General features: G+C 46.2%; 9 protein-coding genes, 5 tRNA genes and 3 rRNA genes. 5 read left to right on the forward strand and 12 right to left on the reverse strand.

Annotated features, from left to right (window positions below):
* Window positions 1–18: 18 nt before the first annotated feature.
* Window positions 19–708, reverse strand: coding sequence for a phosphate regulon transcriptional regulator PhoB (phoB, locus tag OCU46_RS11365; protein WP_017028935.1), 690 nt, complete (start codon window positions 706–708; stop codon window positions 19–21).
* 182 nt (window positions 709–890) lie between these two features.
* On the opposite strand from phoB, the gene rdgC reads away from it, so the two are divergent.
* From rdgC to OCU46_RS11390, 5 genes are all read left to right on the forward strand, one after another.
* Complete coding sequence (rdgC, locus tag OCU46_RS11370) at window positions 891–1,799, forward strand: recombination-associated protein RdgC (RefSeq protein ID WP_141271988.1); 909 nt, start codon at window positions 891–893, stop codon at window positions 1,797–1,799.
* Between the two features lie 128 nt (window positions 1,800–1,927).
* Complete coding sequence (gene trhP / locus OCU46_RS11375) at window positions 1,928–3,301, forward strand: prephenate-dependent tRNA uridine(34) hydroxylase TrhP (protein ID WP_141271987.1); 1,374 nt, start codon at window positions 1,928–1,930, stop codon at window positions 3,299–3,301.
* A gap of 3 nt (window positions 3,302–3,304) precedes the next feature.
* Window positions 3,305–3,559: a YfhL family 4Fe-4S dicluster ferredoxin gene (locus OCU46_RS11380; protein WP_017028938.1), complete on the forward strand. Its 255-nt coding sequence runs from the start codon at window positions 3,305–3,307 to the stop codon at window positions 3,557–3,559.
* A 104-nt stretch (window positions 3,560–3,663) separates the two neighbouring features.
* Window positions 3,664–4,119 (forward strand): DUF6314 family protein, encoded by a 456-nt coding sequence (locus tag OCU46_RS11385; protein WP_141271986.1) that lies wholly within the window; start codon window positions 3,664–3,666, stop codon window positions 4,117–4,119.
* 29 nt (window positions 4,120–4,148) lie between these two features.
* Complete coding sequence (locus OCU46_RS11390; RefSeq protein WP_141272128.1) at window positions 4,149–4,979, forward strand: DMT family transporter; 831 nt, start codon at window positions 4,149–4,151, stop codon at window positions 4,977–4,979.
* Between the two features lie 603 nt (window positions 4,980–5,582).
* On the opposite strand, the gene OCU46_RS11395 is transcribed toward OCU46_RS11390, so the two are convergent.
* The 11 genes from OCU46_RS11395 to rluD form a co-directional block, all read right to left on the reverse strand.
* Window positions 5,583–5,659: transfer RNA gene (locus OCU46_RS11395), tRNA-Asp, on the reverse strand.
* Between the two features lie 61 nt (window positions 5,660–5,720).
* A 5S ribosomal RNA gene (gene rrf, locus OCU46_RS11400) occupies window positions 5,721–5,836 on the reverse strand.
* Window positions 5,837–5,926: 90 nt separating this feature from the next.
* Window positions 5,927–8,815, reverse strand: a 23S ribosomal RNA gene (locus tag OCU46_RS11405).
* A 403-nt stretch (window positions 8,816–9,218) separates the two neighbouring features.
* A tRNA-Val gene (locus tag OCU46_RS11410) sits at window positions 9,219–9,294 on the reverse strand.
* A gap of 36 nt (window positions 9,295–9,330) precedes the next feature.
* A tRNA-Ala gene (locus tag OCU46_RS11415) sits at window positions 9,331–9,406 on the reverse strand.
* A gap of 38 nt (window positions 9,407–9,444) precedes the next feature.
* A tRNA-Lys gene (locus tag OCU46_RS11420) sits at window positions 9,445–9,520 on the reverse strand.
* 2 nt (window positions 9,521–9,522) lie between these two features.
* A tRNA-Glu gene (locus OCU46_RS11425) sits at window positions 9,523–9,598 on the reverse strand.
* Between the two features lie 127 nt (window positions 9,599–9,725).
* Window positions 9,726–11,278: ribosomal RNA gene (locus OCU46_RS11430) — 16S ribosomal RNA — on the reverse strand.
* Together the 16S, 23S and 5S rRNA genes with 5 tRNA genes alongside form the textbook arrangement of a ribosomal RNA operon.
* Before the next feature lie 506 nt (window positions 11,279–11,784).
* Window positions 11,785–14,361: an ATP-dependent chaperone ClpB gene (clpB, locus tag OCU46_RS11435; protein WP_141270696.1), complete on the reverse strand. Its 2,577-nt coding sequence runs from the start codon at window positions 14,359–14,361 to the stop codon at window positions 11,785–11,787.
* Window positions 14,362–14,451: 90 nt separating this feature from the next.
* Window positions 14,452–15,174: a peptidoglycan editing factor PgeF gene (gene pgeF / locus OCU46_RS11440; protein WP_141270697.1), complete on the reverse strand. Its 723-nt coding sequence runs from the start codon at window positions 15,172–15,174 to the stop codon at window positions 14,452–14,454.
* Window positions 15,174–16,148, reverse strand: coding sequence for a 23S rRNA pseudouridine(1911/1915/1917) synthase RluD (gene rluD, locus OCU46_RS11445; RefSeq protein ID WP_141270698.1), 975 nt, complete (start codon window positions 16,146–16,148; stop codon window positions 15,174–15,176). Before rluD ends, pgeF begins: the two co-directional genes overlap by 1 nt.
* Between the last annotated feature and the right edge of the window lie 11 nt (window positions 16,149–16,159).

The following is a 16,159-nucleotide window of genomic DNA, read 5'->3' on the forward strand; positions in this document are numbered from 1 at the left end:
GTTCGACGAGCCTGCTGGTTAGGCTTTGGTCGAGAATCGGTAACCTGCACCGCGTACAGTTTGAACAAGTTTATGATGTTCAGTAGCTTCCAGCGCCTTACGCAGACGACGAATATGAACATCAACGGTTCTGTCTTCAACGTAAACATTGGTGCCCCAAACATGGTTCAGAAGTTGCTCACGGCTATATACACGCTCTTGGTGAGTCATGAAAAAGTGCAACATCTTAAATTCGGTTGGTCCCATATCCAGTGCTTGATCATGAGCTGTCACTCGGTGTGATACTGGATCAAGACGCAGTCCTTGTACATCAATCACCTCTTCTGTAGAGGTTGGTGATGCGCGACGAATCACGGCTTTTAGGCGAGCAAGAAGTTCTTTTGGCGAGAAAGGCTTAGTGATGTAATCATCTGCGCCTACCTCTAGGCCCTTAACCTTGTCTTCTTCTTCTCCACGAGCAGTCAGCATCACAACTGGAATGTTACGCGTCATTTCATCACGCTTAAGGTGCTTGATGAAGTTAATACCAGTACCACCAGGCAACATCCAATCTAAAAGGATCAAATCTGGAAAGGGTTCTTTGAGCATACTTACCGCGGTATCGTAGTCTTCAGCTTCTACCGTTTCATAACCTTTTTGCTCTAAAACAAAGCAAAGCATCTCGCGAATTGGAGCTTCATCCTCTACAACTAGGATTCTTCTAGACATCTTTCTGATAACCTCGATTATTCGTAAACTCGGCATATTATCTTGCTAAATTATGACACTTTTGTGTCTATTGAAAACAAAAAATCATAATAAATTCATCGCACAAGACGAATATTGTATTAGGCATAGGTGCAAACCTTCCTTTATCATTAGGTTTTCCCATTGCAATACAGAGACACATCATGTGGTTTAAAAACTGCCTCGTCTACCGCTTCAACCGTGAAGTAGACATACAAGCTGAAGCTCTTGAAGAGCAACTTAAAGAGTTTCAATTCAAGCCTTGCGGCAGCCAAGACAAACAAAAATTTGGTTGGTCTTTCGCGATGCCAGGCCAAGATCAATTACTCAGCCATGTAGCGCAAAATCGCATTCTGCTGTGTGCAAAAAAAGAAGAAAAACTGCTACCTGCTTCTGTGGTCAATGATGCAGTTGCTAACAAGGTTAATCTGCTTGAAGAGCAGGAAAACCGTCGTCTGAAGAAGACTGAACGCGATACAATTAAGGACGAGATCCTGATGGATTTACTGCCTCGTGCCTTCACTCGTAGCCAACTTACCTATCTACTTGTTTCCATCGAAGATGGTGTCATTCTTGTAGATGCTTCGAGCTCAAAAAAGGCAGAAGATGCCCTCGCACTACTGCGTAAAACCATCGGTAGTTTGCCGGTAGTTCCAGCCCTACCTGAGACACCTGTAGAGACAACATTAACGGAATGGATTAAGGGTGAAAGCCAACCTACGGGCTTCGAGATCCTTGCTGAAGCAGAGCTGAAATCAGCACTAGAAGATGGCGGCATAATTCGTTGTAAGCAACAAGATTTGCAAAGCGAAGAAATCTTAAATCATATCGAAGCGAATAAATTTGTTACAAAATTGGCATTAAATTGGCAGGATCGTGTCGAGTTTATCCTTGCCGAAGACGCAAGTTTGAAACGAATTAAGTTTGGTGAAGAGGTAAAAGATCAGAACGAAGACATTCCTCGTGAAGATAAAGCTGCTCGTTTTGATGCTGACTTTTCATTGATGAGCAGTGAATTGCTGGCCTTGGTAGGCAATTTACACACCGAATTAGGCGGTTTAGAGAAAAACTAACCCTACATTCTGTGACATGTATACTTTTTAGTGGCGATTTTTGCGACGATCCCGTAAAATTCGCCCTCCTTATATCTCGCTACAAGGTGGCGAGATCCTGACTTGAAATCAGAATAGAGTATACAAACATGTTCAAACCAGAATTACTTTCTCCTGCGGGTAGCCTTAAAAACATGCGCTACGCATTTGCATACGGTGCAGACGCTGTTTATGCAGGCCAGCCACGATACAGTCTTCGTGTTCGTAACAACGAGTTCAACCACGAAAACCTACAAATCGGTATCAATGAAGCACATGCGCAAGGCAAGAAATTGTATGTGGTTTGTAACATCCAGCCTCATAACTCTAAGCTAAAGACCTTTATCCGCGATCTTAAGCCAGTAGTTGAGATGGGCCCTGACGCTCTGATCATGTCTGACCCAGGCCTTATCATGATGGTTCGCGAAGCATTCCCAGAAATGCCAATTCACCTATCAGTTCAGGCAAACGCAGTTAACTGGGCAACAGTAAAATTCTGGTCTACTCAAGGCGTAGAGCGCGTTATCCTTTCTCGTGAGCTTTCACTAGAAGAAATCGAAGAGATTCGCGAGCACTGCCCTGAAACTGAACTAGAAATCTTTGTTCACGGTGCATTGTGCATGGCGTACTCAGGTCGATGCTTACTGTCTGGCTACATGAATAAGCGTGACCCTAACCAAGGTACCTGCACCAATGCTTGTCGTTGGGAGTACAAGGCAGAGAAAGCTACGGAAGATGACGCTGGTCAAATCGTTGAGATTCAAGAAGCCGTGACTGCTGAAAACCAAGAGCGCCCTGACAATACTCTAGGTCTTGGTAAACCAACGGATGAAGTGATTTTGCTATCAGAATCTCATCGCCCAGAAGAAAAAATGGCAGCGTTTGAAGATGAGCATGGTACTTACATCATGAACTCTAAAGATTTACGTGCAGTTCAACACGTAGAGCGTTTAACTAAAATGGGTGTACACTCACTGAAAATTGAAGGCCGCACAAAGTCTTTCTATTACTGTGCGCGTACAGCTCAGGTTTACCGTAAAGCTATCGATGATGCTGTAGAAGGCAAGCCATTTGATCCAAACCTACTAGGTACTCTAGAGAGCCTTGCTCACCGTGGCTACACTGAAGGTTTCTTGCGCCGTCATACACATGACGCTTACCAGAACTATGAGTACGGTTACTCAATATCAGATTCTCAACAGTTTGTGGGTGAATTTACTGGCAAACGCCGTGGTGACCTTGCAGAAGTAGAAGTGAAGAACAAGTTCATGGTCGGTGATAGCCTAGAGCTAATGACTCCAGAAGGTAACGTTGTCTTCAATCTTGAAGTAATGGAAAACCGTAAGTCTGAGAGCATCGACGATGCTAAAGGTAATGGACACTTTGTCTTTATCCCAGTACCAGAAGATATGAACCTAGAGTTTGGTTTGCTAATGCGCAACCTAAGCGCTGGTCAAGATACTCGTAACCCATCAGGTAAATAATCGATGGCTCTATTGATCCAAAAAACGTGCATAAATTGCGATATGTGCGAACCTGAATGCCCGAACGATGCTATCAGCATGGGTGATTCTATCTACGAGATAGACCCAAACCTGTGTACTGAGTGCAAAGGGCACTATGACGCACCTACCTGCCAGTCGGTGTGTCCTATTACTAAGTGTATTATCACTGACCCTCAACATGTAGAGACTGAAGAGGAACTACTCGAGAAGTTTGTGATTATTCAAGGTATGGCATAGAGCCACTTAAATTATCATCCTATAAAATCCGATACTCATTACTGACTATCGGATTTTTTATAACTAAAGAAAACTCAACAAATTGGGGAAAGCAGAGAGCGACTATGTTTGATCTTTGGCAACAACTGCAATTGATTAATCACTACCAATACCAATCAAAACCTGGAGCCAATTCAGTTATGGGCTGGGCTGGAGAAGGCAGTGGTTCAGTCAACATAGAGATGGAAGGAAGCGACACCCTTTACTTTAAAGAGCAAGGGCGTTTCACTCTCAAGCAAAATGGACATACTGTTGATACTCAAAACGAGTTTATATGGCAACGTCTGAACGCTTCGAAAATTAAATTACTGCACAGTCGCTTCGGCAGAGAAAATGCAGTAGAGCTATTTGTACTCAGCTATAACGCTGAAACAAAACAATGGATTAGTGACTCAGCACATGTTTGTGGTGATGATCTATATAGCGGCATGGCCAAATGGAATAATGACTCTATCGAGTTTAATTGGTCAATCAGCGGTCCGCGTAAACAAGAAAACTTGCATTATCGCTATACGAGGTAGTTTTGGGATATTTAATCGTTACAACGATCATGTGGTCGTTATCTTTCAGTTTAATTGGTGTCTATTTAGCGGGACAAGTTGATGCGTATGTATCGGTTTGGATTCGTATAGCATTGGCCGCCGTAGTCTTTTTACCTTTGCTTCGCCTAAAGGCTGTTAAAAAGTCCGAGGCGCTACAGCTCATGGGTATTGGTGGTATCCAACTGGGTTTAATGTACATTTTCTACTACCAATCATTCTTACTACTGACAGTACCAGAAGTGTTGGTGTTTACCGTCTTTACCCCAATCTATGTCACTCTCATTTATGATGCCCTCAAGAAGCAATTCAATCCTCTCTATTTAGTCAGTGCTTTTGTTGCCGTCATCGGCGCTTTGGTTATTCGCTACGACAATCTTACCGAGGATTACCTTATCGGCTTTTTGGTCGTCCAATGCTCTAATCTTTGCTTTGCATTTGGTCAGGTTGGCTACAAGTACTTTAAAGAGAGTCGCGAAGAAATGGCGCAGCGAGACATCTTTGGTTGGTTCTATATTGGTGCCTTGGTTGTAGTCACTATTGCTTGGGCTATCTGGGGCAAAGCGGAACTACCAACAGACCCAACACAGATTGGTGTGCTGTTATGGCTTGGTATCGGAGCCTCTGGCTTAGGCTATTTCTTATGGAACCGAGGTGCAAGTCAAGTAGACCCTGGTTACCTTGCCATAATGAACAACGCACTTATACCGGCCGGATTGATTGTTAATGTCACTATCTGGAATCGAGATGTAGACATGACTCGCCTTATCATTGGCGGTGCCATCATCCTATTAGCTCTGTTTATTCATTCGAGGATAAAGCGTAAAACCGTTAAGAGCTAGTTCGCATAGATAAACTTAAATAGGCTGCCGATAGGTGGCCTTTTTTTGTATTTAAAAAACGCTTTTAGATAGGCTCTAAAGCAAAAGAATAACAACCAACTTTGGTCTTATAAATTCTGTACGAATTACTCTCTTTAAACCATTGATACGAATTGAAGAGGTGAGTAGGTAAGCCACTATGCAGGTCGTTTCTAGTCACTAAACAGTTCTTAGAGCATTAGTCTGGATAACTTGAGTGCAACTAAGGTTAATGAACTGAGCGCTGCAATAGTTTTCTATAGACGAGGAAAAGCTATAAAGGTTTCCGAATGATTGGAATCGAGACCAACTGCGATTCATTTGTTCAAAGAACAAAAGACCTCAGTCTTTCGACTCGGACGGCCAGTCTAGGGCTTCTTATTAGTGGCGAAAGGCCGCGCTTGCACTCAATTGGACTTGCAACCGAGCTGCACTCGTTTACTCAAAGAGTAAAAAAAAGTGCTATGAATAGCAAAAATCCTCAGCCTCTTGTCGCGAGCGGCTAGTCTGAGGTTTTACTAACTACAAATCAGTGATTCACAGACGAAAAAAAGCCCTAGTCTTTCGACTAGGGCTTCTTATTAGTGGCGGAGTGGACGGGACTCGAACCCGCGACCCCCGGCGTGACAGGCCGGTATTCTAACCAACTGAACTACCACTCCGCACCAATTTGTTATCTAGCTAAAGTCTTACTCGCGTTGCTTTAGTTAGATGTAATTTAAAGCCTGGCGATGTCCTACTCTCACATGGGGAAGCCCCACACTACCATCGGCGCTATTGTGTTTCACTTCTGAGTTCGGCATGGAATCAGGTGGGTCCACAATGCTATGGTCGCCAAGCAAATTTTAAAATTCGGAAAACTGTTATTTAAAAGTCATATACACATTCAAAGTTCTTACTTCGAGTCCACAAAACCCCTTGGGTGTTGTATGGTTAAGCCTCACGGGCAATTAGTACAGGTTAGCTCAATGCCTCGCAGCACTTACACACCCTGCCTATCAACGTTCTAGTCTCGAACAACCCTTTAGGACACTTAAAGTGCCAGGGAAGACTCATCTCAGGGCTCGCTTCCCGCTTAGATGCTTTCAGCGGTTATCGATTCCGAACTTAGCTACCGGGCAATGCCATTGGCATGACAACCCGAACACCAGAGGTTCGTCCACTCCGGTCCTCTCGTACTAGGAGCAGCCCCCTTCAATCTTCCAACGCCCACGGCAGATAGGGACCGAACTGTCTCACGACGTTCTAAACCCAGCTCGCGTACCACTTTAAATGGCGAACAGCCATACCCTTGGGACCGACTTCAGCCCCAGGATGTGATGAGCCGACATCGAGGTGCCAAACACCGCCGTCGATATGAACTCTTGGGCGGTATCAGCCTGTTATCCCCGGAGTACCTTTTATCCGTTGAGCGATGGCCCTTCCATTCAGAACCACCGGATCACTATGACCTGCTTTCGCACCTGCTCGAATTGTCATTCTCGCAGTCAAGCGGGCTTATGCCATTGCACTAACCACACGATGTCCAACCGTGTTTAGCCCACCTTCGTGCTCCTCCGTTACTCTTTGGGAGGAGACCGCCCCAGTCAAACTACCCACCAGGCACTGTCCTCACCCCCGATAAGGGGGCTAAGTTAGAACATCAAACATACAAGGGTGGTATTTCAAGGATGGCTCCAACGATACTGGCGTACCGTCTTCAAAGCCTCCCACCTATCCTACACATGTAGGCTCAATGTTCAGTGCCAAGCTGTAGTAAAGGTTCACGGGGTCTTTCCGTCTAGCCGCGGGTACACTGCATCTTCACAGCGATTTCAATTTCACTGAGTCTCGGGTGGAGACAGCGTGGCCATCATTACGCCATTCGTGCAGGTCGGAACTTACCCGACAAGGAATTTCGCTACCTTAGGACCGTTATAGTTACGGCCGCCGTTTACCGGGGCTTCGATCAAGAGCTTCGACCGAAGTCTAACCCCATCAATTAACCTTCCGGCACCGGGCAGGCGTCACACCGTATACGTCATCTTACGATTTTGCACAGTGCTGTGTTTTTAATAAACAGTTGCAGCCACCTGGTATCTGCGACTCCTAGTAGCTCCATCCGCAAGGGACTTCACCGCCAAGAGCGTACCTTCTCCCGAAGTTACGGTACCATTTTGCCTAGTTCCTTCACCCGAGTTCTCTCAAGCGCCTTGGTATTCTCTACCCGACCACCTGTGTCGGTTTGGGGTACGATTTCTTATAATCTGAAGCTTAGAGGCTTTTCCTGGAAGCATGGCATCAATGACTTCACTGCACGTAGCAGCTCGACATCGTATCTCAGCGTTAAGAAAGTCCGGATTTACCTAAACCTTCCGCCTACATACTTGAACCTGGACAACCATCGCCAGGCCCACCTAGCCTTCTCCGTCCCCCCATCGCAATTATAAGAAGTACGGGAATATTAACCCGTTTCCCATCGACTACGCCTTTCGGCCTCGCCTTAGGGGTCGACTTACCCTGCCCCGATTAACGTTGGACAGGAACCCTTGGTCTTCCGGCGAGGGGGTTTTTCACCCCCTTTATCGTTACTCATGTCAGCATTCGCACTTCTGATACGTCCAGCAGCCCTTACAGACCACCTTCAACCGCTTACAGAACGCTCCCCTACCCCGCATACAAAGTATGCAGCCGCAGCTTCGGTGTATAGCTTAGCCCCGTTACATCTTCCGCGCAGGCCGACTCGACCAGTGAGCTATTACGCTTTCTTTAAATGATGGCTGCTTCTAAGCCAACATCCTGGCTGTCTGAGCCTTCCCACATCGTTTCCCACTTAGCTATACTTTGGGACCTTAGCTGGCGGTCTGGGTTGTTTCCCTCTCCACGACGGACGTTAGCACCCGCCGTGTGTCTCCCGGATAGTACTCAATGGTATTCGGAGTTTGCAAAGGGTTGGTAAGTCGGGATGACCCCCTAGCCTTAACAGTGCTCTACCCCCATTGGTATTCGTCCGAGGCGCTACCTAAATAGCTTTCGGGGAGAACCAGCTATCTCCAGGTTTGATTGGCCTTTCACCCCTAGCCACAAGTCATCCGCTAATTTTTCAACATTAGTCGGTTCGGTCCTCCAGTTGATGTTACTCAACCTTCAACCTGCCCATGGCTAGATCACCTGGTTTCGGGTCTATATCCAGAGACTGAACGCCCAGTTAAGACTCGGTTTCCCTACGGCTCCCCTAAACGGTTAACCTTGCCACTGAATATAAGTCGCTGACCCATTATACAAAAGGTACGCAGTCACGCTTCGAGGCGCTCCTACTGCTTGTACGTACACGGTTTCAGGTTCTATTTCACTCCCCTCACAGGGGTTCTTTTCGCCTTTCCCTCACGGTACTGGTTCACTATCGGTCAGTCAGTAGTATTTAGCCTTGGAGGATGGTCCCCCCATGTTCAAACAGGATATCACGTGTCCCGCCTTACTCGTTTTCACTTAAAATGCGTTGTCGGTTACGGGGCTATCACCCTATACTGCGAGACTTTCCAGACTCTTCACCTGACGCATTAAAAGCTTAAGGGCTAATCCAATTTCGCTCGCCGCTACTTTCGGAATCTCGGTTGATTTCTCTTCCTCCGGGTACTTAGATGTTTCAGTTCCCCGGGTTTGCCTCGTTATGCTATGTATTCACATAACGATACGTGCTTATGCACGTGGGTTTCCCCATTCAGAAATCCCAGACTCAAATGGTTATTACTACCTAATCTGGGCTTATCGCAAGTTATTACGTCTTTCATCGCCTCTGACTGCCAAGGCATCCACCGTGTACGCTTAGTCACTTAACCATACAACCCCAAAGGGTCTTGCTTACGCAATGCAGTTGCTACGCTGCAGTATGACGTTTCCAAGGTGCGTTATCTCTTTATTATGAGCGAGATAACATTCGATTTTGCCGGACTCAAATTTGAATGCATCCTGGCAAGAATACATTCCCAAGAACACTTGAATGTGTGTTGGTACCTAATGATAAATCACTAGGATTTGAGAACTTTTAAATTTGATAAATAATGAAATCACATTATTTATCGTCAGCTTTCCAAATTGTTAAAGAGCATGATTTTCTAGCCAAAAGGCAATAAAAAAACATTTTCTAATTACTTTCAGTTACTTCGCTTAGGCGACAAAAATCCCAACCAGTGTCAATTTCTTGTTCTGGTTTGGAATAATTTTCCAAAAATAGTTAGAGAATGGTGGGCGATACCGGGCTCGAACCAGTGACCCCCTCCTTGTAAGGGAGGTGCTCTCCCAACTGAGCTAATCGCCCACATTTTATTGTTCAGTGGTATGAACATTTCCAAGATGGTGGAGCTATGCGGGATCGAACCGCAGACCTCCTGCGTGCAAGGCAGGCGCTCTCCCAGCTGAGCTATAGCCCCATCTTAGGAACTTATTTTCTCCTTTTAAAGGGAGAAAATGGTGGGTCGTGCAGGATTCGAACCTGCGACCAATTGATTAAAAGTCAACTGCTCTACCAGCTGAGCTAACGACCCAATGGTATCCCGTAGGGGAGTCGAACCCCTGTTACCGCCGTGAAAGGGCGGTGTCCTAGGCCTCTAGACGAACGGGACACTAGATTTATCTTCACTCCGAAGAGCAAACATAAACTGTCGAAACACCTTGGGGGGTGTTTCAAAATCTCTTTACTTTCTAAACCGTATCAATCTGTGTGGACACTCATCGTGAATAATCATCGTATAAGGAGGTGATCCAGCCCCAGGTTCCCCTAGGGCTACCTTGTTACGACTTCACCCCAGTCATGAACCACAAAGTGGTGAGCGTCCTCCCGAAGGTTAAACTACCCACTTCTTTTGCAGCCCACTCCCATGGTGTGACGGGCGGTGTGTACAAGGCCCGGGAACGTATTCACCGTGACATTCTGATTCACGATTACTAGCGATTCCGACTTCATGGAGTCGAGTTGCAGACTCCAATCCGGACTACGACGCACTTTTTGGGATTCGCTCACCATCGCTGGTTGGCCGCCCTCTGTATGCGCCATTGTAGCACGTGTGTAGCCCTACTCGTAAGGGCCATGATGACTTGACGTCGTCCCCACCTTCCTCCGGTTTATCACCGGCAGTCTCCCTGGAGTTCCCACCATTACGTGCTGGCAAACAAGGATAAGGGTTGCGCTCGTTGCGGGACTTAACCCAACATTTCACAACACGAGCTGACGACAGCCATGCAGCACCTGTCTCAGAGTTCCCGAAGGCACCAAGCTATCTCTAGCGAGTTCTCTGGATGTCAAGAGTAGGTAAGGTTCTTCGCGTTGCATCGAATTAAACCACATGCTCCACCGCTTGTGCGGGCCCCCGTCAATTCATTTGAGTTTTAATCTTGCGACCGTACTCCCCAGGCGGTCTACTTAACGCGTTAGCTCCGAAAGCCACGGCTCAAGGCCACAACCTCCAAGTAGACATCGTTTACGGCGTGGACTACCAGGGTATCTAATCCTGTTTGCTCCCCACGCTTTCGCATCTGAGTGTCAGTATCTGTCCAGGGGGCCGCCTTCGCCACTGGTATTCCTTCAGATCTCTACGCATTTCACCGCTACACCTGAAATTCTACCCCCCTCTACAGTACTCTAGCCTGCCAGTTTCAAATGCGGTTCCGAGGTTGAGCCCCGGGCTTTCACATCTGACTTAACAAACCACCTGCATGCGCTTTACGCCCAGTAATTCCGATTAACGCTCGCACCCTCCGTATTACCGCGGCTGCTGGCACGGAGTTAGCCGGTGCTTCTTCTGTCGCTAACGTCAAACGATGAAGCTATTAACTTCAACGCCTTCCTCACGACTGAAAGTACTTTACAACCCGAAGGCCTTCTTCATACACGCGGCATGGCTGCATCAGGCTTGCGCCCATTGTGCAATATTCCCCACTGCTGCCTCCCGTAGGAGTCTGGACCGTGTCTCAGTTCCAGTGTGGCTGATCATCCTCTCAGACCAGCTAGGGATCGTCGCCTTGGTGAGCCATTACCTCACCAACTAGCTAATCCCACCTGGGCATATCCTGAAGCGAGAGGCCCGAAGGTCCCCCTCTTTGGTCCGTAGACATTATGCGGTATTAGCCATCGTTTCCAATGGTTATCCCCCACATCAGGGCAATTTCCCAGGCATTACTCACCCGTCCGCCGCTCGACGCCCAACAAATCACCCGAAGGGTCAATGTTGTCGTTTCCGCTCGACTTGCATGTGTTAGGCCTGCCGCCAGCGTTCAATCTGAGCCATGATCAAACTCTTCAATTAAAGTTTTTTTGGTCTTACGACCGGCTCAATGAATACTGACTTCAAAACTGTTCCTTACTCGAAAGTAAGAAGTAATTTTAAAGCTATTATCGTCCCAACAGAACGATAATGAATTGACTGTGCCAATGATTAAAAATCATTGTATTGGTCACTCAGTTCATTGATAAATCTTTTCGATTATCATCAACGAGTGCCCACACAGATTGATAGGTTTAAATTGTTAAAGAGCGTTGCTTTTCAAGGGTTACCTCTCCAAGCGGACGGCCTATTCTAATGAGATAATTATCAGTGTCAACCACTTTTTTATTAATCATTTCATCTTTTTAGTACCGCTTGTTGTCTGCGATGTTTATCGTGACAACGGAGGCGCATTATAAGAATAAAACGCCCCCTGACAACCCCTAAAAAGCACTTTTTTCATTAAAAAGTATCGACCGTTTATTTTTCAAACAAAGCAAACGTTTTCGGGGCAATTTTACCGTGATTTAAACCCGTAATTTAGGGGATTAACCTTGTCTCGCTACAATATTGTCGTCCTCAACAACCAATTCTATCGGCTCTCCTGGAGAAAATTTTCCTGACAACAGTGATTTTGCCAACGGATTTTCAATATATTGTTGAATCGCTCGTTTAAGTGGTCTTGCGCCATAAACTGGATCAAAACCAATGTGAGCAATTTTATCCAATGCTTCATCGGTAATAGACAACGGATACTCTTTTGCCTCTAATCGTGCAATCAATGCTTGAAGCTGAATAGAAGCAATATTGCGAATGTGTTTTTCACCTAGAGGGTGGAATACGACACTTTCATCTACACGGTTTAAAAACTCTGGACGGAAGTGACTTCTGACCACATCCATTACTCGCTCTTTCATTTGTATATAAGAAGCCTCGCCAAATCCCTCTTGGATCTGTGTAGAGCCTAAGTTAGAGGTCATGATTAACACGGTATTACGAAAATCGACAGTGCGACCTTGTCCATCAGTAAGTCGCCCATCATCAAGCACCTGCAGCAGTATGTTGAATACATCCGGATGGGCTTTCTCTACTTCATCTAAAAGAATGACCGAATAAGGTTTACGTCTTACCGCTTCAGTAAGGTAGCCACCCTCTTCGTAACCCACATAACCTGGAGGTGCACCCACTAATCTCGCAACGGAGTGTTTCTCCATGAATTCCGACATATCAATACGAACCATGGCATCTTCACTATCAAACATAAAGTTCGCTAATGTCTTACACAGTTCGGTCTTACCTACACCGGTCGGACCGAGGAATAGGAATGACCCAATAGGTTTATTGGGATCCGAAAGCCCAGCACGACTGCGGCGTATTGCATCAGAGACCGCATTGACCGCCTCATTTTGTCCAATCACATTTTCATGCAGTTCTTCTTCCATGCGCAGTAGCTTCGACTTTTCAGCCTCAAGCATTTTCGCTACAGGAATACCGGTTTGTTTTGAAAGTACCTCTGCAATTTCTGCATCCCCTACTTTGTTCTTAAGTAAGGTCAGCTCTTTCTGTTCAGCTTCAGAAGCGAGTTGTAATTGTTTCTCCAACTCAGGGATACGACCATATTGCAGCTCAGACATTCGGTTAAGATCGCCAGCACGACGCGCAAACTCAATATCTAAACGTGCCTGCTCTAGCTCTGCTTTGATATTTTGCGTACCCGATAGCGAAGCTTTTTCAGCAGTCCACACTTCATCAAGCTCAGCATACTGGCGTTCTTTATCAGACAATTCTTCATTGATGAGCGTTATGCGTTTACGACTTGCATCATCATCTTCTTTATTTAGCGCTTGTTGCTCCATCTTCAACTGAATGATTTTACGATCAAGCTTATCCATTGCCTCTGGTTTAGAGTCGATCTGCATACGAATAGACGAAGCTGCTTCATCTATCAGATCAATCGCCTTATCTGGTAATTGGCGGTCTGAAACATAACGATGTGATAGCGTCGCGGCTGCAACAATCGCTGGATCTGTAATATCTACATGATGGTGAAGCTCATACTTCTCTTTCAAACCACGCAGAATTGCGATGGTATCTTCTACACTAGGCTCATCCACCAGCACTTTTTGAAAGCGGCGTTCCAGCGCGGGATCTTTCTCTATATATTGGCGGTGTTCATCTAATGTTGTTGCCCCTACGCAGTGAAGCTCACCTCGAGCTAATGCAGGTTTTAGCATATTACCTGCATCCATAGCGCCATCGGCTTTGCCTGCACCGACCATAGTATGCATCTCATCAATAAAGAGGATGATATTCCCCTCTTCTTGAGCCAGTTCATTCAACACAGCTTTTAGACGCTCTTCAAACTCACCTCGATATTTGGCACCTGCGATCAGTGCTCCCATATCCAAAGCAAGTACGCGACGTCCTCGAAGTCCTTCTGGGACTTCATCATTGATGATGCGCTGGGCAAGCCCTTCGACAATAGCGGTTTTACCTACACCAGGTTCACCGATAAGCACTGGGTTGTTTTTAGTTCTACGCTGCAACACTTGAATGGTGCGACGAATCTCATCATCTCGACCAATCACAGGATCGAGTTTTCCTTGTTCTGCACGAGCAGTAAGGTCGATAGTGTATTTCTCCAACGCTTGGCGTTGCTCTTCTGCATTAGGGTCATCGACCTTTTGACCACCAGTGATCTTTTCGATTGCATCAACGATTTTCTTTTCGGTGACGCCTTGAGATTTGAGCACTGGCCCTAGCTGACTGTTGTCATGGATCGCCGCTTGCAGGAATAATTCAGATGAGATGTAGCTATCGTTACGCTTTTGGGCGAACTTATCGCATAGATTAAGTAGCTTGGTCAGTGAAGAAGACACTTGTACATCAGCAGACATGCCGCTGACTTTTGGGAAACTATCCAGCTTTTCTGATAACTGAGCACGCAGCTGCGCAATATCAACCTGTATCAAGGTTAATAGTGGTCTTACGCTGCCTCCCTCTTGATTGAGCAAAGAGAAGAGTAGATGTGACGGCTCGATATATTGATGATCTCGGCCTACTGCCAAAGACTGAGCATCAGAAAGTGCGGCTTGAAATTTACCGGTTAAACGATCGTAACGCATGTTGGCCTCCTGAGAGCAATTAATGATTATTTAATAATCACATGGTTGCATCAAAAGACAATTTCAAGTGTCGAGTAGAAAGAAGAAGGGTTATTCGATCCAAATAAAGCTAGATTGTCGTCCAGTAGATGCTTGTCTACGGTAAGAAAAGAAACGCTCTGCATCGGAGTAAGTACATAAGCCCGAAAGAGTAACATCGTGGCAACCGGCTCTTTGCAATCTTAGCTTAGCAAGCAAGGGAAGATCAGCCATCCACTTACCCGGTTTGTGCTGATGAAAGGCAATGGCATCGTCACTGTTACTATCAACAAACTGCTGCCTGACTTCATCTCCTACCTCAAATGCATCTAGGCTGATCGCTGGGCCAACCCAAGCGATAACGGGAGAGGTAAAATGGCTCAAGGTATTTTCTAATATTCCACCGACTAAGCCTCGCCATCCTGCGTGAGCACTCGCCACTTTCCTACCATCGGCACTAGCGAATAACACAGGCAAACAATCTGCGGTCATTACACTGCAGACGATCCCAGGTACAGAGGTTACCAAGGCATCAGCTTCAATAGTTTCAGAGGTAGGCTCGGTCAATTCGACCACGGTCGTAGAATGTGTTTGATTCATCCACACTGTAGATAAAGGCATCTTGCTCAGCTGAGCAAGATGGTCTCGGTTTTTTTGAACGATAACTGGGTCATCATTCACATGCATTCCTAGATTCAGGCTTGCAAAATCGCCCGTTGAAAAACCACCAACTCGAGTAGAGCTAATAGATTTCACACGATCTGCTACTTCCCAACTAGGATGCAAGTAACTCATTAATAGTCGTCTTCGTGATTAAGACGCATATCTTGGCGCAGTGCCTCTGCCATTTCGACCATGTCATCAGGCACTGGTGCATGGAACTGCATTTCTTCACCGGTAGATGGGTGATCGAATTTCAACATAACAGCATGCAGGGCTTGACGATCAAAACCACGAATCATCGAAGTTAAGTCTTCTGAAGCACCTTTAGGGATGCGAGCACGACCGCCATAAGCGATATCGCCAAGTAGAGGGTGCTGCAAATAAGACATGTGCACACGAATCTGGTGAGTACGACCGGTTTCTAGACGTAGTCTAATACGAGTATGCTCACGGAAGTGCTCCGCTACTCGGTAGTGCGTTACCGCCGGCTTACCTAATTCATTGACTGCCATCAAGGTACGTTTAGTAGAATGGCGACCAATTGGCTTTTCTACCATGCCACCAGCGGTCATTTTACCAATCGCAATCGCTTCGTATTCACGAGTAATACGGCGCTTTTGCAAGGCACGTACAAGACGAGTCTGAGTCGGAACATTCTTCGCAACCACCATCAAACCAGTGGTGTCTTTATCAAGACGGTGCACAATACCAGCGCGCGGTACTTCTGCAATTTGCGGATAATGGAACAACAAGGCATTAAGCACTGTGCCATCAGGGGTTCCTGCTCCAGGGTGAACAACGAATCCACGAGGCTTGTTGATAACCAGTAGATCGTCGTCTTCGTAAACGATATCTAAAGGAATATCTTGTGCTTCCCAACGTTCTTCATCTTCGATCTCGGCTTGAACAGTGATTTCTTCACCGCCCATTACCTTTACGCGAGCTTTGGTCACGACAACGCCATCAACGCTGACCTTTCCATTAAGCAGCCATTCTTTCATGCGCGAACGAGAAAACTCATCGAACAATTCTGCAATGGCCTGATCTAGGCGTTGACCTAGTTGGCTCTCTTTTACGGTACTTTTTAATTCTATCTGCTGGGCCATATCGAACTTTT

It is taken from the genome of Vibrio comitans (assembly GCA_024346835.1).
Lineage (GTDB): Bacteria > Pseudomonadota > Gammaproteobacteria > Enterobacterales > Vibrionaceae > Vibrio > Vibrio comitans.